Source organism: Testudinibacter sp. P27/CKL/0425 (assembly GCF_052931395.1).
Genome location: NZ_CM128801.1, coordinates 53618 through 73650, shown reverse-complemented (window position 1 = coordinate 73650; position 20033 = coordinate 53618). Strand labels below are relative to the sequence as shown.

At 47.8% G+C, this 20033-nt stretch carries 20 protein-coding genes and 1 other annotated feature; of the genes, 11 read left to right on the top strand and 9 right to left on the bottom strand.

Annotated elements, in window-relative coordinates:
* Positions 1–14: 14 nt before the first annotated feature.
* The 9 genes from ACUHGC_RS00365 to yczE form a co-directional block, all read right to left on the bottom strand.
* Positions 15–860, bottom strand: a complete 846-nt coding sequence (locus ACUHGC_RS00365; protein ID WP_446833739.1) for a BRO family protein — start codon at positions 858–860, stop codon at positions 15–17.
* A 115-nt stretch (positions 861–975) separates the two neighbouring features.
* The gene (hisH, locus tag ACUHGC_RS00360; RefSeq protein WP_446833738.1) at positions 976–1569 is read right to left on the bottom strand and encodes an imidazole glycerol phosphate synthase subunit HisH; all 594 of its coding nucleotides are present in this window, start codon (positions 1567–1569) and stop codon (positions 976–978) included.
* Positions 1566–2660, bottom strand: coding sequence for a bifunctional histidinol-phosphatase/imidazoleglycerol-phosphate dehydratase HisB (hisB, locus tag ACUHGC_RS00355; RefSeq protein WP_446833737.1), 1095 nt, complete (start codon positions 2658–2660; stop codon positions 1566–1568). The genes hisH and hisB overlap by 4 nt, the downstream gene beginning before the upstream one ends.
* 86 nt (positions 2661–2746) lie before the next feature.
* The gene (tnpA, locus tag ACUHGC_RS00350) at positions 2747–3202 is read right to left on the bottom strand and encodes an IS200/IS605 family transposase (protein ID WP_446833736.1); all 456 of its coding nucleotides are present in this window, start codon (positions 3200–3202) and stop codon (positions 2747–2749) included.
* Positions 3203–3266: 64 nt separating this feature from the next.
* Entirely contained in the window at positions 3267–4322 is a 1056-nt protein-coding gene (gene hisC / locus ACUHGC_RS00345; RefSeq protein WP_446833735.1) for a histidinol-phosphate transaminase, read from the bottom strand.
* Between the two features lie 9 nt (positions 4323–4331).
* The gene (rhuM, locus tag ACUHGC_RS00340; protein WP_446833734.1) at positions 4332–5324 is read right to left on the bottom strand and encodes a RhuM family protein; all 993 of its coding nucleotides are present in this window, start codon (positions 5322–5324) and stop codon (positions 4332–4334) included.
* A gap of 35 nt (positions 5325–5359) precedes the next feature.
* Positions 5360–6646 (bottom strand): histidinol dehydrogenase, encoded by a 1287-nt coding sequence (gene hisD / locus ACUHGC_RS00335; protein WP_446833733.1) that lies wholly within the window; start codon positions 6644–6646, stop codon positions 5360–5362.
* A 37-nt stretch (positions 6647–6683) separates the two neighbouring features.
* Complete coding sequence (gene hisG, locus ACUHGC_RS00330) at positions 6684–7583, bottom strand: ATP phosphoribosyltransferase (protein WP_446833732.1); 900 nt, start codon at positions 7581–7583, stop codon at positions 6684–6686.
* 38 nt (positions 7584–7621) lie between these two features.
* Positions 7622–7747: a sequence feature (His leader region), on the bottom strand.
* A 95-nt stretch (positions 7748–7842) separates the two neighbouring features.
* Positions 7843–8490, bottom strand: coding sequence for a membrane protein YczE (gene yczE / locus ACUHGC_RS00325; protein WP_446833731.1), 648 nt, complete (start codon positions 8488–8490; stop codon positions 7843–7845).
* Positions 8491–8773: 283 nt separating this feature from the next.
* On the opposite strand from yczE, the gene ACUHGC_RS00320 reads away from it, so the two are divergent.
* From ACUHGC_RS00320 to nlpI, 11 genes are all read left to right on the top strand, one after another.
* Positions 8774–10045 carry a NupC/NupG family nucleoside CNT transporter gene (locus ACUHGC_RS00320; RefSeq protein ID WP_446833730.1) on the top strand — a complete coding sequence of 424 codons (1272 nt, stop codon included), beginning with the start codon at positions 8774–8776 and terminating at the stop codon, positions 10043–10045.
* A 79-nt stretch (positions 10046–10124) separates the two neighbouring features.
* Positions 10125–10925, top strand: coding sequence for a deoxyribose-phosphate aldolase (deoC, locus tag ACUHGC_RS00315; protein WP_446833729.1), 801 nt, complete (start codon positions 10125–10127; stop codon positions 10923–10925).
* Between the two features lie 9 nt (positions 10926–10934).
* Positions 10935–12173, top strand: a complete 1239-nt coding sequence (gene deoB / locus ACUHGC_RS00310; protein WP_446833728.1) for a phosphopentomutase — start codon at positions 10935–10937, stop codon at positions 12171–12173.
* Between the two features lie 30 nt (positions 12174–12203).
* Positions 12204–12923 carry a purine-nucleoside phosphorylase gene (deoD, locus tag ACUHGC_RS00305; protein WP_446833727.1) on the top strand — a complete coding sequence of 240 codons (720 nt, stop codon included), beginning with the start codon at positions 12204–12206 and terminating at the stop codon, positions 12921–12923.
* Between the two features lie 162 nt (positions 12924–13085).
* Positions 13086–13955, top strand: a complete 870-nt coding sequence (gene djlA, locus ACUHGC_RS00300; RefSeq protein ID WP_446833726.1) for a co-chaperone DjlA — start codon at positions 13086–13088, stop codon at positions 13953–13955.
* A 2-nt stretch (positions 13956–13957) separates the two neighbouring features.
* A complete protein-coding gene (locus ACUHGC_RS00295; protein ID WP_446833725.1) occupies positions 13958–14569 on the top strand; it encodes a DUF2238 domain-containing protein in 612 nt (203 codons plus the stop codon).
* Positions 14566–15522 (top strand): tRNA dihydrouridine(16) synthase DusC, encoded by a 957-nt coding sequence (dusC, locus tag ACUHGC_RS00290; protein WP_446833724.1) that lies wholly within the window; start codon positions 14566–14568, stop codon positions 15520–15522. The genes ACUHGC_RS00295 and dusC overlap by 4 nt, the downstream gene beginning before the upstream one ends.
* 9 nt (positions 15523–15531) lie before the next feature.
* On the top strand, positions 15532–16200 hold the full coding sequence (yjjG, locus tag ACUHGC_RS00285) for a pyrimidine 5'-nucleotidase (RefSeq protein WP_446833723.1): 669 nt from the start codon (positions 15532–15534) through the stop codon (positions 16198–16200).
* 8 nt (positions 16201–16208) lie between these two features.
* Positions 16209–16604, top strand: a complete 396-nt coding sequence (locus tag ACUHGC_RS00280; protein WP_446833722.1) for a pyrimidine dimer DNA glycosylase/endonuclease V — start codon at positions 16209–16211, stop codon at positions 16602–16604.
* A gap of 267 nt (positions 16605–16871) precedes the next feature.
* The gene (pnp, locus tag ACUHGC_RS00275) at positions 16872–19001 is read left to right on the top strand and encodes a polyribonucleotide nucleotidyltransferase (RefSeq protein ID WP_446833721.1); all 2130 of its coding nucleotides are present in this window, start codon (positions 16872–16874) and stop codon (positions 18999–19001) included.
* 74 nt (positions 19002–19075) lie between these two features.
* The gene (gene nlpI / locus ACUHGC_RS00270) at positions 19076–20008 is read left to right on the top strand and encodes a lipoprotein NlpI (protein ID WP_446833720.1); all 933 of its coding nucleotides are present in this window, start codon (positions 19076–19078) and stop codon (positions 20006–20008) included.
* Positions 20009–20033: the final 25 nt, after the last annotated feature.

The window sequence follows — 20033 nt, the reverse complement described above, 5'->3', positions numbered from 1 at the left end:
CCTGTATTATTTCTCTATTTGTTACGAATTTTAGCAATATTGCTGATAATCTCCGCAAAGTCGATGGCTTTTTGCTGCGTGATTGCTGGTTTTCCCGTTTCCTGTTCCAAACTTTCACGTGCCACTTTGGCAACATTGCCGCCGCGTTTTGCCACATCTCTATTTTGTTCAAATCCTTGTGGGTGAGTGATATTGGTAATATCTTTGGTTGCCGCTTCAGCCAACATATTCAACACCAATTCGGTGGTGGGCATATTGTCACGCAAGCTCTCTTTGCTAAGCCCTTTAAAATCCTTATATTCTCGCGTGGTCATACCACTCCAAGCTTGGGTGATCTCATTGGTTAAAATCGCAAATTCCCGCCCTTGTCCAACGCCGTGATCTTGCCAAGCGTCAGTCAATTCTTTGCGCACCTGAATGGCTTGCAAACGTTGATTGATCCACTCTCTTGAATAGCCTTTTTGCACATAAGTTTCCAGCGCCCGTTCAATCGTTAATTCAGGATCCACAATTTCATCAAACCGCTCTTTCCCCACTTCCGCTAACCACATTTTAAACGGTTCGGCTTTTGGCGAAGGAATCGATTGAATAATCCGAAAAATGCCTTGCATATCCGCCACATCGGTTTCACGCATTTTTCCGTCCGGTGCTTTGAGTTTCAACTGTACGATTTTTTCGTACAGTTCAGTGCCGCCCTCTTCATGTAAAATCTTGCGCTTTAAATCACTCCAATAACGGCGTGGATTTGCGCTTTCAGACAATGCCTGAATAATATCCACCACACTGAAAAACCACTCTTCTTTTTCACTGTCCCACACCGAACGGATTTGGCTGTTTTCAAATAATTTAATGTCGCTCATATTGCTTTTTCCTCTGTTAATTTTACTGTGATTATATACAGTAAAATTAATTTCAGAAAAGTATGGATTGCCGTTTTGGAATCCCGATCGCAAAATGAGAAAACCTGACCGCACGTTAAATATTATCCACAAAGTTTTTTAGCAATTGCGCCCCATTTTTGCCAGAGCGTTCTGGGTGGAATTGTACGCCATAGAAATTTTTATGGTTTAACGCCGCAGAGAACGGTACGCCGTAATCGCAGGTGGCAATGGTGTTTTCATTCGGCAACACCGCATAGCTGTGTACAAAATAAAAGTGGCTGTTTTGCTCAATATGGGCAAACAGCGGGTGATCCGCCTGATATCGCACTTGGTTCCAGCCCATGTGTGGCAACGGTAAGCCACTGTCTGGAATCAATTCAGTACGTCCCGTCATCAACTTCAGGGTATCGAGATCGCCCTCGCGGGAATATTCCGTCATCAACTGCATACCCAAACAAATGCCTAGCATCGGCTGGGTAGCTTGTTGAATGGTTTCGATCAAATTGCGATCGTCTAAGTTACGCATCGCCGCAAGTGCGGTGCCGACTCCCGGCAACAGTAATTTATCGGCGGATTTAATCTTGTTCAAATCCCGACTGATTTCCGTGGTGATGCCCAAGCGATCAAAGGCAAATTTGACCGAAGAGAGATTGGCGCAGCCAGTGTCAATAATGGTGATGTTCATCACAGCACCCCTTTCGAGCTCGGCAATTCGGTGCTTTCAATCCGAATGGCTTGGCGCAAGGTGCGTCCGAAGGCTTTAAAAATCGCTTCCACTTGGTGATGCGCATTTTTGCCTTTCACACCTAAATGCAGAGTACACGCCAACGCATAGGAAAGCGACATAAAGAAATGTTCCGTCATTTCGGTGCTGAAATCGCCGACTTTATCACGGGTGAATTTGGCTTTGAATTTCAGATACGGACGACCGGACAGATCCATCGCACATTCCGCTTTGCATTCGTCCATCGGCAGCACAAAGCCAAAACGGGCAATGCCACGTTTGTTGCCCAACGCTTGTTTTAACGCTTCGCCCAGAGCAAGTGCGGTATCTTCAATGGTGTGGTGATCGTCAATGTGCAGATCGCCGTCCACCGTCACTTTCATTCTAAATCCGCCGTGCGTAGCAATTTGATCCAACATATGATCGAAAAAGCCTAAGCCGGTTTTGATTTCGTTCATACCTTGTTCATCAAGCCACACTTCTACACGAATATCGGTCTCTTTGGTGGTGCGGGTCACCGCCGCATGGCGTGCTTTAAAGCCCGCTTTGCGAATCCGTTTTGCCAAGATTTTCTCAACAATCAGATCCCAATTTAATTTTTCAGGGTGATATTGCAACCCTGCAATCCCCAAATTATCCGCCAGTTGCATGTCTGTTGAACGATCGCCGATCACATAACTGTGTTTCGGATCAAACAATCCTTTGTTGATATATTTTTTCAGCAAACCTAACTTCGGTTTACGGCAGCTGCAATTATCCTCCGGGCGGTGCGGGCAGATTAGTACCTCGTCAAATTCGATCCCTTGCGAACGAAACAATTCCATCATCGCATTATGCGGCAAATCAAAATCTTTTTGCGGTAATGAATCCGTGCCTAAGCCGTCTTGATTGCTCACCATTACAAAGCGAAAGCCCTTATCACGCAATTTCAACAACGCAGGAATCACATTCGGCTCAAACTTCAATTTTTCCAAGCTATCAATTTGGAAATCCGTTTTCGGCTCATCAATCAAGGTCCCGTCTCGGTCGATAAAAAGGATTTTTTGTTGGGTCATGCTGTTCTCCGTATCGTTATCTTAACACCCCATACTCGCGTATGGGGTTACGCATAGTAGCGATGCGTTGCATCGCATTCTACTGGTTATATATTTTTATCGAAATATTTTTCATCAACGCTTATGCCAGCCTCAATAAATAAACATTTCATTTCATCAACAAATGCTTGTGATTGATGATGTTCTTTTTGTTTCTGAATATAACGGATAATTTTATCTTTATCGCGTTCGCAATAGGTTAAAGCACAATAACCTCTTGACCATGCATAAAAGTCTGGAAACAACCACTTATTTTCATCAATCCAGCTATGCGATGCTGTTTTTAGTTTCTGCACAAAATCAGCGAGTGCAATACTTGGATGTAACTCGATGAATAAATGCAAATGATCGGGCATTCCATTAATACGATGTAATACACAATTTTGTGCTTTTATAAATCCCCAAATATATCGATATAACGCATTTTCATTCTGTTCAATAATTGTTGGCTCGCCATATTTTGTACGAAAAATAATATGATATAGTGATTTAGTATAGCTCATTACATTCCTATTATTCGCTACAACGTAGCGACACCATGCTAATCCCCATACGCAAGTATGGGGATTAGCTCATCGCCTTGATTGCATCAATCACTCGGCGGTTTTCCGCTGCGCTGCCGACCGTGATCCGAATACAGTTGGCGAGATTGAGGGCTTTATTTTGATCTCTCAAGATAATACCCTGATCCCATAAGGTTTTAAATACATTTGCGCCGTTTTGAAATTTCACCAGCAGATAGTTCGCTTCGCTGGCAAAAATTTGCTGTACGCTGGCAAACTGTTGTAACTGTTCAATAAGCCAAGTGCGGTTTGTTAAAACATCATCAACTTGACGCTGCATTTGCGTTAAGCCTTGCGCGCTCAAAGCTTGTGCGGCTAAATCGGAAACCGGCACCGGAATCGGGTACGGTGCAATCACTTTTTGCAGCACATTGATCAGCTCAGCATTAGCCAAAGTGAAACCGCAACGCAGCCCCGCCAAGGCAAACGCTTTAGATAGCGTGCGGATAATCGCCAAGTGCGGGTAATTCGCCAGTTCATTGACGAACGTTGCCTGTGGGCAAAATTCAATATAAGCCTCATCAACCACCACAATCGCCTGATCTTGGGTCATTTCCAGCAACGCCAATAAATCAGCACGATTTACCAAATTGCCGGTCGGGTTATTCGGGCTGCAAACAAACACCACTTTCACGCCGTCTAATTGCTGTTTAATTTCAGGCAGATTTAATTGGAAATCTGCGGTCAACGGCACGGTTTTGGTGGCAATGCCACAGGTTTCAGCACTGACGGCATACATACCGTAAGTTGGCGGGCAATATAAAATGGCATCATCGGCTTCACAAAAAGCACGAATTAGCAGCTCAATTCCTTCATCACCGCCGCGTGTCACCAACACATTGTCAGGCTGCACACCGGCATACGCCGCATAATCGTTGATTAGGTTCGCAGGCTGGGCTTCAGGATAGCGGTTAAACACTTGACTGGTGAGATTCCAATCAGGAGAAGTGGCATATTCATTGGCATTGAGCCACACATCGCCCTTACCGCCTAAACGGCGTGCCGATTGATACGGCGTGAGGGCTTGAATATTTTTACGTGAGCGTTGTGAAATACGCATATTTTGTCCTTAAGCTTTTAATAAAATAAAATGTTCGATAAGTTTAATCATTAATTCTTTTTGCTCCGGCAGGCTTTCGGCAACCAGTAATGCCAATGCAACTAAGGTATTGTCGTTGATTAACTGTTCGACAGGCTTGGCAAGCAGTGTTTGATTCAAACGCAAATACCAGAGAAATAAAAATGAACCAGTGCGTTTATTGCCGTCTACCAACGGGTGGTTTTTAATCACAAAATACAACAAGTGGGCGGCACGACTGGCGACGTTCGGGTAAAACAGTTCATCAGCAAAACCTTGTTCAATCGTAGCAACGGCTGAAGCTAGCCTATCACTGCGCAGTTGTCCGAATAGCTCAGTAGCTTCGCCTTTTGCTATTAGTGTTTGCTTTAATTGGCTGATTGCGGTGAGCACGTCATCAAATAGCAACGGCAACATTTCCGTTTGCTTTTGGCTGACCGCACTGAGGCTTTGTTCGTCATAAGCTTGCAATAAGCTCCAAGTGCGGGCGTAATCTTGCACCACTTCAATTACCGCTTTGCCATCGTCATTCACTAATGCTTGATTGGCAAGTGTGGAGCTTAACAGCGCTACCGCTTGGCTAAATTCCACACCTTTTTCTTGCAAACGGCGCTCGTTAATGGCGTAGCCTTTAAGTAAATAATCTTTTAAACGTGCTGTAGCCCAAATACGAAATTGTGTTGCGGCAGTTGATTTAACACGATAACCCACTGAAATAATTGCATCTAAATTGTAGTGCTGAAGCCGTCTATTAACATGACGTTTACCTTCTTGTCGAACTACCGAGAAATCCTCGGTAGTTGAATTTTCATCAAGCTCTCCTTCAGCAAAAATATTTTTTAAATGCAGGCTGATGTTATCTGTGCTGGTATCAAAAACTGTTGCCATCTGTGATTGCGAAAGCCAAACTGTTTCTTGATTAAATTGCACTTCAACCTGAATTTGCCCATCATCATTTGTATAAAGCTCAATTTGATTTTTCATTGTTCCCTCGTCAAACAGAAAACCGCACTTTCACTCTATTTCATCTTTGCCAAACGAATACTTACCGCTTGTTTATGTGCGTCTAACTGTTCGGCGCTTGCCATTAATTCCACGGTAGTTGCCAGATCTTTAAAGCCTTGTGGCGTGAGTTCCTGCACGGTCATGCGTTTGCTGAAATCGGCTAAGCCGAGGCTTGAATACGTGCGGGTATAGCCATAGGTCGGGAGCACGTGGTTGGTGCCGCTGGCATAATCGCCCATGCTTTCTGGGGAGTAAGCCCCTAAGAAAATCGAGCCTGCATTGTCCAACTGCGGTAACAATTCACGGGCGTTTTCCACCTGCACCACTAAATGTTCAGGGGCGTATTCATTGCTGATCGCCACCGCTTGCGCTAAATCTTGTGCAATAAAAGTGCGGCTGTGTGACAACGCTTTGCGTGCGGTTTCAGCTCTAGGCAGTTGCGCTAACAGGCGTTCAATCGCCAGTGCGGTATTGGCGGCTAAGGTTTCGCTTGGGGTGACTAAAATCACTTGGCTGTCGGCGCCGTGTTCCGCTTGAGAAAGCAGATCGCTTGCCACAAAATCAGGGGCGGCAAATTCGTCCGCCAGCACCAGTACTTCTGACGGTCCTGCTGGCATATCAATCGCCGCGCCGTTGATTAACTGGCTGACTTGGCGTTTTGCTTCGGTCACAAATGCATTGCCCGGTCCGAAAATTTTATCCACTTTCGCCACGCTTTCCGTGCCCAACGCCATTGCCGCCACCGCTTGAGCGCCGCCGACGGCATAAATGGTTTCCACGCCACATAAATTAGCGGTGTAGAGAATTTCATCGGCAATCGGTGGAGGTGAGCAGAGCACCACTTTTTTACAGCCCGCAATCGTTGCCGGAATCGCCAGCATCAGTACGGTCGAAAACAGCGGTGCGGAGCCGCCCGGAATATACAGCCCGACACGGTTAATCGGGCGGGTTACCACCTGACAACGCACCCCGGGTTGGGTTTCTATATCCACGCTTTGCGGTTGTTGCGCTTGGTGAAAGGCGGTGATATTGCGTTTCGCATTTTGAATCGCCTGTTTTAACGCATCGGGAATGCGTGCCGCAGCTTGTTCGATCTGTTGGCTGGATACCACAAGGCTATCCAGTTTGACCTTATCAAATTTTTCACTCAGGGCGAATAGCGCTTGATCGCCTTCGTTGCTGACCGAATTTAAAATCGCTTCAACCGCACTTTTAATGTCGCCGGAGGCGGAAATTGCCGGACGGGTTAACGCTTGCTGTTTTTCGCTGTCGGACAGATTATTCCAAATTAATGTGTTCATCGTTGTTCTCTTTTTGTCTGTTTATCGCAAGTGTGGTTTAGCCCATCATTTTCTCAATCGGCAACACCAAAATCGAGCTGGCGCCGACCTCTTTCAGTCGTTCCATGGTTTCCCAGAACAGATTTTCTTGGCTGACCACATGCATCGCCACTTTGCTATCGTCGTGCGCCAGCGGCAGAATGGTAGGGTGCTCTACGCCCGGTAAAAGTGCGGTCACTTCTTCCAGTTTATCTTTCGGTGCGTGCAGCATGATGTATTTACTTTCACTGGCTTGTTGTACGCCTTGAATCCGAGTCAGTAATTTATCGACTAACGCTTGTTTTTCCGGATTTAACTCAGCGGCACGCTGAATCAGACAGGCTTTAGATTGATAGATAATTTCCACTTCACGCAGTCCGTTGGCTTCTAAAGTTGCGCCGGAGGAGACTAAATCACAAATCGCACCGGCTAAACCGGCGGTTGGTGCAACTTCTACCGAACCGGTCAATAAACAGTTTTTAAACGGCACGCCCTCTTCTTGCATATAACGCTTCAGCAGATTTGGATAAGAGGTGGCAATTCGGGCATCTTTCAGATCTTGCACACCGTTATAGGCTAAATCGCGCGGCACGGCTAAAGAGAGGCGGCAGCCGCCAAAATCGAGGCGTTTCAGCATTTTGTATTGCACGTCATCACCGGCAGACAAACGCCCTAACTCTTCCTCTTCCAATACGTTTTCACCGATAATACCCAAATCGACCACGCCGTCGAACACCAAGCCCGGAATGTCATCATCACGCACCCGTAAAATATCAATCGGCATATTTTCGGAATAGGCGATTAAACGTTGTTCATTCCAGTTGATTTTGACCCCGCATTGCTTCAGCAACTCTTGTGATTCTTTGCTTAAACGACCGGATTTTTGCATGGCAATGCGTAAACGAGTTTTATCCAACATACTGATTCCTTATTAATTTTCATTTTAAAACGGTGATAAAAATAAACCCCTCGAAAGTTTCCTTCCGAGGGGTCGTTATTGCTTTATCGTACTTAACTCGGAAGAGGCCTATCTTCCAAGCAACATCAAACGCCTGAAAGAAAAATCAGGGGTGATGATGGTGAGCAGTACGGATTAAATTCATGTTGTTCGTTCCTATAAAATAGATGTGGTTAACATACTGAATCCGTTTTTATTATGCAAGTATTATTTGCAAAAATTAGCATTTGTTTGCATAGACGCGGAAAAACGAGAAGGTGAATTGGATCACCCAGCCGATCGATAGCGCAAACAGCAGCGTGGCAACGCCGAGCGTGCCGCCGAGCAGAAAACCGAGCAGCGCCACCGCACTTTCCATAGCGGTGCGCACCACGCCGACTTTGAGTTTAAAACGCAGGCAAAGCCCGACCATTAAACCGTCTCGTGGCCCTGAACCCATATGGCAAGTGAGATAAAACGCCGAGCCGACGCCCATAAACACAATGCCAAGCAGCGCATAAGCCAAACGTCCAAGTGCGGTTTCGGGCGTGGCGATCGTTGCCGAAACCAAGCCGAGCGCAACGGCGATCAAGATAATATTTAATACCGTGCCCAAGCCGATTTTTAGGCGCAGCGGCAACCATGCGAGCATTACCAAACAGCTGATAATAAATGAAGCGATGCCGACACTAACGCCGGTTTGTAACGCGATGCCTTGTGACAAAATTGTCCAAGGCGCGGAGCCGAGATCAGAAACCAGCAAAAAGCCTTCCCCGATTCCGGTGAGCAGCAGCGACAGACAAAGCGGCACGAAACTACGGAATTTAATTTCCCACAGCTGGTTGGCGCTCCAGCCGGTTTGCGGCAGAACGGTATATTGTTTCGACATTTTTTGTATATTCTGGTCGGCGATCATCTTTCTCACTCGGCAAAATAACAGTAATGATTGTAAAGCGGTTTACGCCCAAGTACGAAATAACTTTTCCGTATGAATTATGCAAACTGTGCTACAAATCGCATAATGGCAAAAAAAGCGCAGTGAATCAGTAGAATAAATTGCCTGATAACGGGGGATTCGCTATTATACGCCGTTACTTGACCATTGTCCGAACAGTTTGGCAAGACACTAATTATATTCGATCTTTTTTCCCTGAATTGGGCGTGAGGTTTTTATGAGTTCATTACTGAGTATTGTCGGAATCGTGGTATTGCTGGCAATCGCATTTTTGCTTTCAAATAATAAAAAAGCAATCAACTATCGTACCGTGCTGGGCGCATTGGCGATCCAAATCGGGATCGGGGCGTTAATTTTGTATGTGCCGGCAGGGCGTGACGCGCTGTTAGCCGCGGCTGAAGGCGTACAAAAAGTGATTAACTACGGTAACGACGGCATTAACTTCTTGTTTGGCGGCTTAGTTAGCGACAAAATGTTTGAAGTATTTGGCGGCGGCGGTTTCGTGTTCGCGCTGCGTGTGTTACCGGCAATTATCTTTTTTGCGTCCTTGATTTCGGTGTTGTATTACATCGGCATTATGCAATGGGTAATCAAAATCTTGGGCGGCGGTTTGCAAGCGGTATTAAAAACCTCAAAAACCGAATCGATGTCGGCGGCAGCCAATATTTTCGTCGGGCAGACTGAAGCGCCGTTAATCGTGAAACCGTATATCGCCCGCATGACCGAATCCGAACTGTTTGCGATTATGTGCGGCGGCTTGGCGTCGGTTGCCGGTTCGGTGATGATTGGCTATGCGCAAATGGGCGTGCCGTTGCCGTATTTGATTGCCGCGTCCTTTATGGCGGCGCCGGGCGGTTTGTTATTTGCGAAAATTATTATGCCGCAAACCGAAAAACCGAATGACGATATCGACCATGGCGGTGTAGAAGAAAAACCGGCTAATATTTTGGATGCAGCCGCATCGGGCGCGTCTTCCGGGATGCAATTAGCGATGAACGTCGGGGCGATGTTATTGGCGTTTGTGGCGTTAATTGCGTTGTTAAACGGCATTATCGGCGGCATCGGCGGTTGGTTTGGTTATCCGGATCTTTCGTTACAGATTATTTTAGGTTTTATTTTCCAACCGCTGGCTTATCTGATCGGAGTACCGTGGCATGAGGCGCACGTTGCCGGTTCAATGATCGGTCAAAAACTGGTGATTAACGAATTTGTGGCCTATTTAGATTTCGTGAAATACTTGGGTGCAGACACACCAATGGTGTTGAGCGACAAAACCAAAGCGATTATCACCTTTGCATTATGCGGGTTTGCTAACTTCAGTTCGATTGCGATCTTAATCGGCGGCTTAGGCACCATGGCGCCGAATCGCCGCTCCGATGTGGCGCGTTTGGGTATCAAAGCGGTGATCGCCGGTTCGTTATCCAACTTAATGAGCGCCTGTATCGCCGGATTGTTTATCGGCTTGACCGGTGCGGTTTTAGTCGGCTAACCGACGCGCATGGTTTTATTAAAACACCACGCTTGGCGTGGTGTTTGTCATTTTAAGCAGAGCAGAAAAGAGGTATAACATGACATTCGCATTCACGAATTTAAAAACGGCGGCGCAGCAAGCGCTGGGATTAATGGATTTAACCAGCCTGAATGACAACGACAGCGATGAAACGATCACCGCACTTTGCCGACAGGCGAAAACCGAATTTGGTTCACCGGCGGCACTGTGTGTCTATCCGCGCTTTATTCCGCTGGTGCGTAAAACGCTGAAACAACTGGGTTTAACCGAGGTGAAAATTGCTACGGTCACTAACTTTCCGCATGGCAATGATGATCTTGAAATCGCACTTGCCGAAACCAATGCGGCGATTGCGTATGGCGCCGATGAAGTCGATGTGGTGTTTCCATACCGCACTTTGATGGCGGGCGATGAAAAGTGCGGTTTTGAATTGGTCAGTGCTTGCAAACAGGCGTGTGCAAAACATGGTGTGCTGCTGAAAGTGATCATTGAAAGCGGTGAATTACAAACCGCAGAATTGATTCGTAAAGCGTCTGAAATTGCGATTCAAGCGGGCGCGGATTTTATCAAAACGTCAACCGGCAAAGTGAAAGTCAATGCCACATTGGAAGCGGCTGAGATTATGTTACAAACCATTGCGGATTTAAATGCGCAGCAGCGGGTCGGCTTTAAAGCTGCAGGCGGCGTGCGTACCGCGCAAGACGCACAGCACTATTTGCAGCTGGCGGCAGACATTTTGGGACAGGAATGGGTTACACCGAACCATTTCCGCTTTGGTGCGTCAGGCTTGCTCAACGATTTATTGGGAACTTTAGGCGCAGACATTCAGTCTAATTCAGAGATAAAAAGTGGATATTAAGGATAAATCATGAAACGAGTTTTTATTTTAATGATGGATTCATTCGGCATCGGCGCTTCCGCCGATGCGGATAAATTTGGCGATGCCGGTTCCGACACTCTCGGGCATATCGCCGAATGGTGTGCGGCGGGCAAAGCTGATAATCAACATCGCAGCGGCGCATTGAAATTGCCGAACTTAACCAAATTAGGCTTGGCAATGGCGGCGAAAGAATCAACCGGACGCGTGCCGGCGGGCATGGATGCTGAAGCAGAGATTATCGGTGGCTATGCGTTTGCACAAGAAATTTCTTCCGGCAAAGATACGCCGTCGGGGCATTGGGAAATCGCCGGGGTGCCGGTGTTGTTTGAGTGGGGCTATTTCCGTGATCATCAAAACAGTTTTCCGCAAGAGTTATTAGACCGAATCGTTGAAAAGAGCGGTATTCCGGGTTATTTGGGCAACTGTCACTCCTCAGGCACGGTGGTGCTGGACGAATTGGGCGAGGAACACATGAAAACCGGCAAACCGATTTTCTACACTTCTGCCGACTCGGTGTTCCAAATCGCTTGCCATGAAGAAACCTTTGGCTTGGAAAAATTATACGAACTGTGCCATATCGTGCGCGAGGAGCTGGAAGGCTACAATATCGGGCGGGTGATTGCACGTCCGTTTGTCGGCGAAAAAGCCGGAGAATTTCAGCGTACCGGCAACCGCCACGACTATTCGGTCGAGCCACCGTCTGCCACCGTATTACAAAAATTAGTCGATGAGAAACAGGGCGAAGTGATTTCGATCGGCAAAATCGCCGATATTTACGCACATACCGGCATCACTGGCAAAGTGAAAGCGACAGGATTAGAAGAAATCTACGACAAAACCATCGCCGAAATTAAAGCCGCCGGTGATAAAACCATTGTGTTCCCGAATTTCGTCAATTTCGATTCGGATTACGGACACCGCCGTGACGTGGCAGGCTATGCACAAGCGCTGGAATATTTTGATTCACGCTTGCCGGAAGTGTTGAAGCTGGTGCAAGAGGGTGATCTGCTGATTATCACCGCCGATCACGGCTGCGATCCGACTTGGAGCGGTACTGATCACACCCGCGAACACGTTCCGGTGCTGCTGTACGGCAGCGATGTGCCGAAAGGCTTCTTGGGCAAACGCGCAACCTTTGCCGATATCGGGCAAACGATTGCCCACTATTTTGGCGTTTCACCAATGGATTACGGCACGTCGATCATTGATTTTAACGAAACTCACTAAACATTAACCGATTGAAACGAGGATATTATTATGGCTACACCACACATTAATGCCGCCGACGGCGCCTTCGCCGATGTTGTTTTAATGCCGGGCGATCCGTTGCGCGCCAAATACATTGCCGAAACCTTTTTAGACAACGCCGAAGAAGTGACCAACGTGCGCAATATGTTAGGCTACACCGGCAGTTATAAAGGACGCAAAATCTCGGTGATGGGGCACGGCATGGGGATCCCGTCTTGCTCGATTTATGCCAAAGAATTGATCACCGAATACGGAGTGAAAAAAATTATCCGCGTCGGTTCTTGCGGCGCCGTGCGTCACGATGTCAAAATTCGTGACGTGGTGATCGGCTTGGGCGCTTGCACCGATTCGAAAGTCAACCGTATCCGCTTTAAAGACAACGACTTTGCCGCGATTGCCGACTATTCGATGGTGGCAGCCGCAGTAGAAGCGGCGAAACAAAAAGGCGTGCAAGTGAAAGTTGGCAACCTGTTCTCCGCCGATCTGTTCTACACCCCGGATGTGGAAATGTTTGATTACATGGAAAAATACGGCATTTTAGGCGTGGAAATGGAAGCCGCCGGCATTTACGGCGTTGCCGCCGAATTCGGCGCAAAAGCACTCAGCATCTGCACCGTTTCCGATCACATTCGCACCCACGAACAGACCTCTGCCGAAGAACGCCAATTAACCTTCAACGAAATGATCGAAGTGGCGTTGGAATCAGTGCTGATTGGCGATCAACAGTAAAAGTGCGGTTTAATGTATTGATTTACAAGGCAACCTTCGGGTTGCCTTTTGTTTGTGAGCAACGGGTAACAGGCGTGAAGTGCGGTTAGAACGGATAAACATTTTCTAACCGATTGCGAATCGGGTAGAATAGACAAGTTTCGCATTGAATAAGGAATAACAATGAATTTTATCGGTAAAATTATCGGCTTTATTTTGGGTTATCGTTACGGCGGTTTCTTCGGTGCTATTTTCGGCGCCATTTTGGGGCATTTTGCCGATAAGAAAATCTACGAAATGGGCAGCGTCAGTTCGTCGTTTTTCAGCAAAAGCCTGACGCGTCAACAGCTGTTTCTGCAAACCACCTTTGCCGTGATGGGGCATTTAAGCAAGTCGAAAGGGCGGGTGACGGAAGAAGATATTCAGCTGGCGCAAAGCTTTATGAGCCGCTTAAATCTGGATGTGCAGGCGCGCCGCATGGCGCAAGACGCGTTTAATCGCGGCAAAGAAGCCGATTTCCCGATTCGCCAAGTGATTCGCGAGTTTCGTTTCGGCTGCGGACGCCGCCCGGATTTGTTGCGGATGTTTTTGGATATTCAAATCCAGACCGCACTTGCCGATAATCACTTGGATCAAAATGAAAAACAGCTGCTGGGCGTGATCGCACAAGAGCTTGGCTTGTCGCAAGTGCAGTTCGAACAGATGATGGCGATGATTTATGCTTCACAACAGTTCGCGTCGGGCGGGCAGTCGCAGCAAGGCGGCTACCAACAAAGCGGCGGTTATCGGCAGCAAGGCGGCTATCAAGGCGGGCAGCAATCCTACCGCACTTCCGCCGACAGCCTTGATGCGGCGTATCAAGTACTGGGCGTGAGTGCAAGCGATGATAAAACCGCGGTGAAGCGCGCTTACCGCAAACTGATGAATGAATATCACCCGGATAAACTGGTGGCGAAAGGCTTGCCGCCGGAAATGATGGAAATGGCAAAAGAGAAAGCGCAAAAAATTCAGGCTGCGTATGATCTGATCTGTAAAACTAAGGGTTGGAAATAGCCGTGTTGCAACATAACAAATTCCCGCCATGCTTGGCATTAGTTATCGTGGCGGTGGCAATTTGGTCGGGCATCGAGCCTTTCTCAAGAGCGGTGTGGTATGCCGAAGTGGCACCGATTTTTATTGTACTTTTCGCTTTGGTCGTCAGCTATCCGCGTTTTCAATTCAGCAATCTTGCCTATTTTTTGATGAGTTTATGGATGATTTTGCATCTGATCGGCGCACATTACACCTTTGAACACGTGCCGTTTGAGTGGGCGAGTCGCTTGCTAAGCGGCTGGTTGGGCGAAGATCGCAATCACTTTGATCGGGTGGCGCATTTCATTATCGGCTTCTACAGCTTCCCGATGGCGGAATGGCTGTTGCGGCGTAAATTATGCGGTCCGGTTCTGGCGGGCTTTTTCTCGCTGTTCTTTATTATGAGCCTTGCTGCCGGTTATGAATTGGTGGAGTGGCAATATGCGGTGATTGCCGGCGGTGATGACGGCATTGCGTTTTTAGGCTCGCAAGGCGACGAATGGGACGCGCAAAAAGATATTTTGGCAGATACGCTCGGCGCACTGACCGCACTTGCCCTGTTTTACTTGGTGCGCACGGATAAAAGTGCCACATGACACGCGTGATTTTAGCCCCGATGCAGGGCGTGTTGGATCCGCTGCTGCGGCATTTATTGACTCAAGTGAACGATTACGATCTTTGCCTGTCGGAATTTGTGCGGGTGGTTGATCAGCGCTTGCCGAAAAAAGCGTTTTATCGCCTGTGTCCGGAATTGCACAATCAAGGCTACACCGCCAGCGGCACGCCGGTGCGGGTGCAGTTGCTGGGGCAATTTCCGCAATGGTTGGCGGAAAACGCACAGCTGGCGATCGAGCTGGGATCGCACGGCGTCGATCTGAACTGCGGCTGCCCGTCTAAAACGGTGAACAACAGCCAAGGCGGCGCGTCGTTGCTCAAACAACCCGAATTGATTTATCAAGCCACCAAGGCGATTCGCGCGGCAATTGACAAAAAACACCCTGTCAGTGTGAAAGTGCGGTTGGGCTGGGACAGCGACGCGGCGGCGTTTGAAATTGCCGATGCGGTACAGCAAGGCGGAGTAGACGAGATCACCATTCACGGACGCACCAAAGTGGACGGCTACTGTGCCGAGCGAATTAACTGGGCGAAAATCGGTGAAATCCGTCAGCGTTTAACCATTCCGGTGATTGCTAACGGCGAGATTTGGAACTGGCAAGACGGGCAGGATTGCCTCGCCGAAACCGGTTGTGAAGCGCTGATGATCGGGCGCGGCGCGCTGAATATCCCGAATTTAAGCCGAGTGGTGAAATTTAACTGTGCTAAATCCGACTGGGCGGAAGTGTTGCAATTGCTGCACCAATATGTGAATTTGGAAAAATCCGACGACAGCGGTTTTTATCATGTGGCACGGATCAAACAATGGCTGCGCTATCTGGAACAAGAGTATCCGCAAGCCGAACAACTGTTCCAACTGATTAAAACCGAACACGGGTACCACGGCTTGAAAGCCGAAGTGGAACGCCAAACCGCACTTTATTGTGCCGATTAAGGACTAAATTTGAAATACGACTGGATTTTTTTTGATGCCGACGAAACCCTGTTTTCGTTCGATTCCTTCAGTGGCTTGTGCCAAATGTTTGCCAACTATGGAGTGGATTTTGAACAGCAGCATTTTGCCGATTATCAAGCGCTGAACAAGCCGTTGTGGGAAGCTTATCATCAAGGCAAAATCAGCGCCGACGAGCTACAAACCACCCGTTTTAACGCTTGGGCAAAAAAACTTAGTCGCGATCCGCAAGAGCTGAATCATGCCTTTTTGATCGCAATGGCGGACGTGTGCAAGCCACTGGACGGTGTTGAGCAGATGCTAGCCGATCTGGGCGGCAAAGTGCGGTTTGGGATCATCACCAATGGTTTCAGCGTAATGCAGGATCTGCGTTTGCAGCGCAGCGGCTTAAAACCGCACTTTGAGTTTGTGGTGGTGTCGGAAACGATTGGCCTGCCGAAACCGCATCAAGGCATTTTTGAACACGCGCTAAACCTGGCAAATAGCGATAAAAGTGCGGTTTTAATGGTGGGCGACACCTTGGAAACCGATATTCTCGGTGGGCAAAACAGCGGCTTAGACACTTGCTGGTTAAGCCACGGCAAGGAAAACACCACCGCCATTCAGCCGACGTATCAAATTGCCGGTATGGATCAACTGTCGCAAATTGTGCGTTTATAGGGGCGCAGATGACGCGAATTAATGTTGTGCCACCAAGCGAACTGTGCGATCAGCATTTGCTGGCGGAACACCGCGAACTGACCCGCATTCCGAATGCGATCGTCAAAGGCAAATACAATTTGGACGGGCAGCCGAGCGACTACAAACTCGGCACCGGGCACGTTAAATTTTTTATGAATAAATTGGCATTCTTACAGCGGCGTTATCAAGCACTGCACCAAGAGTGCTTGGCGCGCGGCTTTAAGGTTACTAACCGTTGGCCGCAGGATCTGCCGCCCGATCCACAGCTGTGGCAGGACTATCAGCCGACCCCGACCGCACTTGAGCTGAATCGTGAACGGATTGCGATTCGAATGCCGCTCAAAGCAAGGTTTACCGTAGCCAATCACGAATTGCAAACCTAAAAAAACAGGCGTCGATTCTACAACGGCACAGATATATTCGGGATTTACACAAATTATTAGCGATCTTACGGCAAATATCTGTATAATGGGACGGTTTATATTCTTTGTCAGCGTGCGGCTATCAAAAATGATCTGTTCAAGTTGTCTGAAAACCATTTTTTATCCCTATAACTTCAACCTTTAATTTAATTTTATAACCTAGATTATTTTTGCTAGTCGCAATAAAGAGATAAACACACTCGATCACTTATTGAAAAGGAAAAACTTGTGACTCCAATTGTTAAACAATTTAAATACGGTCAACACACCGTAACGTTGGAAACCGGCGCAATGGCGCGTCAGGCGACCGCAGCCGTGATGGCGAGCATGGACGATACGTCTGTTTTCGTTACCGTAGTAGCCAAAAAAGACGTGCGTGAAGGGCAGGATTTCTTCCCGCTAACCGTAAACTATCAAGAGCGTACTTACGCTGCCGGTCGTATCCCGGGCGGTTTCTTTAGACGTGAAGGACGTCCGTCCGAAGGCGAAACTTTAATTGCGCGTTTAATCGACCGTCCGATTCGTCCGCTGTTCCCGGAAGGGTTCTACAACGAAATTCAAATCGTGGCGACTGTGGTTTCCGTGAACCCGCAAATAAGCCCGGATTTAGTGGCGATGATTGGTGCGTCAGCCGCACTTTCTTTGTCAGGCGTGCCGTTTAACGGTCCGATTGGCGCGGCGCGCGTTGGCTTCATCAACGATCAATTCGTGTTGAACCCGACTATGGCAGAACAAAAACACAGCCGTTTGGATTTAGTAGTTGCCGGTACGGATAAAGCGGTATTGATGGTTGAATCCGAAGCGGATATTTTAACCGAAGAGCAAATGTTGGCTGCGGTGGTGTTCGGTCATCAGCAACAACAAGTTGTGGTTGAAAACATTAAAGAATTAGTGAAAGAAGCCGGCAAACCGCGTTGGGATTGGCAAGCGCCTGCGGTGAATACCGCACTTGTTGACCAAGTGAAAGCCTTGGCGGAAAGCCGTTTGGGCGAAGCCTATCGCATCACCGAAAAACAAGCGCGTTATGCCGAAGTGGACGCGATTAAAGCGGATGTGATTGCGGCGGTATTGGCAAGCAACCAAGATGACAGCGTGAATGAAAACACTATCGGTGATATTTTGGGCGCGTTGGAAAGTGATGTGGTGCGCAGCCGTATTTTAGCCGGCGAACCGCGTATCGACGGTCGCAGCGTTGACACCGTGCGCGCATTGGATATTTGCACCGGTGTGTTGCCGCGTACTCACGGTTCGGCGATCTTCACCCGTGGTGAAACCCAAGCGTTAGCGGTAGCAACATTAGGTACGGAACGTGATGCGCAAATCATTGATGACATCACCGGTGAGCGTACCGATCACTTCTTATTCCATTATAACTTCCCTCCGTATTCTGTCGGTGAAACCGGCATGATCGGCTCGCCGAAACGTCGTGAAATCGGTCATGGTCGCTTGGCGAAACGTGGTGTGTTGGCGGTGATGCCGACAATCGAAGAGTTCCCGTATGTGGTGCGTGTGGTTTCCGAAATCACCGAATCGAACGGCTCATCTTCCATGGCTTCGGTGTGTGGTGCTTCATTAGCATTGATGGATGCCGGCGTGCCGATTAAATCTGCGGTTGCAGGGATTGCGATGGGATTGGTGAAATCCGACGATAAATTCGTGGTGTTGTCCGATATTTTAGGCGACGAAGATCACTTAGGCGATATGGACTTTAAAGTGGCAGGAACTCGTCAAGGGGTTACCGCGCTGCAAATGGACATCAAAATCGAAGGGATCACCGCAGAAATCATGCAAATTGCCTTGAATCAAGCCAAAGGTGCGAGAATGCACATTTTAGGCGTGATGGAACAAGCGATTTCTGCGCCGCGTGGTGATATTTCTGATTTCGCGCCGCGGATTCACACCATGAAAATTGATCCGAAGAAAATCAAAGACGTGATCGGTAAAGGCGGCGCAGTGATTCGTTCTCTGACCGAAGAAACCGGCACTTCAATTGATATTGCTGACGACGGTACGGTGAAAATTGCCGCGACGGACAATTCTGCAGCCAAAGCTGTGATGGCACGCATTGAAGACATCGTCGCCGATGTGGAAGTGAATCGTGTGTACACCGGTAAAGTGACTCGTATTGCTGATTTCGGTGCGTTTGTGGCGATCGTCGGCAATAAAGAAGGCTTAGTGCACATTTCTCAAATCGCCGAAGAGCGTGTTGAGAAAGTGACTGATTACCTGCAAGTTGGTCAAGAAGTGGCGGTGAAAGTGGTTGAAATCGACCGTCAAGGCCGTATCCGCTTGACCATGCGCGATGTTGCGAACGGACAAGTTGCCGTTGAAGCTGCAGAGCAGGGCGACGACGAGTAATCGTTATAGGTCGCAAAATATTTCGGCTGCCGTTTGATTTCGGCAGCTCGAATGTTTTTATTGGGGGCATGAATATGAAGCTGGCCGGAAAATTCGTTTGCTACACAAAATCGTTTTGTGTGTTGGCGTGTTTATTCGTTGCCGCAGCCTGTTCCGTGCGCCCGACCGTTCCATTGATTAACGACAAAAGTGTCACCCTTGCCGAGCAAAATCCGTTACTGCATTTTGATCAGGAAGTGATGATTGCGCGGTTAGGACAAGTGCTGCTGGTCGGGAATCTGGATAAAAATGAGCGGGCATCTTTACACTTTGAGCGTGGTGTATTGTATGACAGTTTAGGCCTTTGGGGATTAGCCCGTTATGATTTTACCCAAGCCTTAATGCTTCAACCGAAATTAGCACCGATTTATAATTATTTGGGACTGTATTTGTTGCTGGACGGCGATTATGACGGTTCATTAGATGCGTTTAATGCCGTGCTGCATCTCGATTCAAACTACGAATATGCGTATTTGAACCGGGGTTTGAATTTCTATTATGTCGGTCGTCATGGGTTGGCCGAGCGGGATTTTTTAACATTCTATCAAGCGGATCCGAGCGATCCATACCGCACTTTGTGGCTGTATTTGAATGAATTGAAATATAAACCGCATGAAGCAAAACAAAATTTGGCGGAACGTGCCAAAGGGTTATCCAATGAATTTTGGGGAACCAATATTGTTCACTACTATTTAGGCGAATTGTCGTATGACGATTTACAGCAAAAAATCAATAACTTTGCCGTGCCGTATGCGCCTCAATATGCTGAAATTTTAACAGAAACCTATTTTTATTTAGCAAAACAACAACTCAATCTGGGGAAGGTTGACGAAGCAACCGCTTTGTTTAAATTGGCTATTGCCAATCAAGTATTTAACTTTGTTGAGTATCGTTTTGCCTTGTTTGAACTCTCGCGCTTACGCTTGAATGAGAGCCAAACACTAACGGTTGTACCTGATACGAACTAAGTTTGTCACCGTCTTGATTGGGAAT

Bases quoted from the DNA above. Each gene is read 5' to 3' on its own strand.
- ACUHGC_RS00365 (WP_446833739.1), bottom strand. From the start codon at position 860: ATGAGCGACATTAAATTATTTGAAAACAGCCAAATCCGTTCGGTGTGG.
- hisB (WP_446833737.1), bottom strand. From the start codon at position 2,660: ATGACCCAACAAAAAATCCTTTTTATCGACCGAGACGGGACCTTGATT.
- tnpA (WP_446833736.1), bottom strand. From the start codon at position 3,202: ATGAGCTATACTAAATCACTATATCATATTATTTTTCGTACAAAATAT.
- hisC (WP_446833735.1), bottom strand. From the start codon at position 4,322: ATGCGTATTTCACAACGCTCACGTAAAAATATTCAAGCCCTCACGCCG.
- rhuM (WP_446833734.1), bottom strand. From the start codon at position 5,324: ATGAAAAATCAAATTGAGCTTTATACAAATGATGATGGGCAAATTCAG.
- hisD (WP_446833733.1), bottom strand. From the start codon at position 6,646: ATGAACACATTAATTTGGAATAATCTGTCCGACAGCGAAAAACAGCAA.
- hisG (WP_446833732.1), bottom strand. From the start codon at position 7,583: ATGTTGGATAAAACTCGTTTACGCATTGCCATGCAAAAATCCGGTCGT.
- yczE (WP_446833731.1), bottom strand. From the start codon at position 8,490: ATGTCGAAACAATATACCGTTCTGCCGCAAACCGGCTGGAGCGCCAAC.
- ACUHGC_RS00320 (WP_446833730.1), top strand. From the start codon at position 8,774: ATGAGTTCATTACTGAGTATTGTCGGAATCGTGGTATTGCTGGCAATC.
- deoC (WP_446833729.1), top strand. From the start codon at position 10,125: ATGACATTCGCATTCACGAATTTAAAAACGGCGGCGCAGCAAGCGCTG.
- deoB (WP_446833728.1), top strand. From the start codon at position 10,935: ATGAAACGAGTTTTTATTTTAATGATGGATTCATTCGGCATCGGCGCT.
- deoD (WP_446833727.1), top strand. From the start codon at position 12,204: ATGGCTACACCACACATTAATGCCGCCGACGGCGCCTTCGCCGATGTT.
- djlA (WP_446833726.1), top strand. From the start codon at position 13,086: ATGAATTTTATCGGTAAAATTATCGGCTTTATTTTGGGTTATCGTTAC.
- dusC (WP_446833724.1), top strand. From the start codon at position 14,566: ATGACACGCGTGATTTTAGCCCCGATGCAGGGCGTGTTGGATCCGCTG.
- ACUHGC_RS00280 (WP_446833722.1), top strand. From the start codon at position 16,209: ATGACGCGAATTAATGTTGTGCCACCAAGCGAACTGTGCGATCAGCAT.
- nlpI (WP_446833720.1), top strand. From the start codon at position 19,076: ATGAAGCTGGCCGGAAAATTCGTTTGCTACACAAAATCGTTTTGTGTG.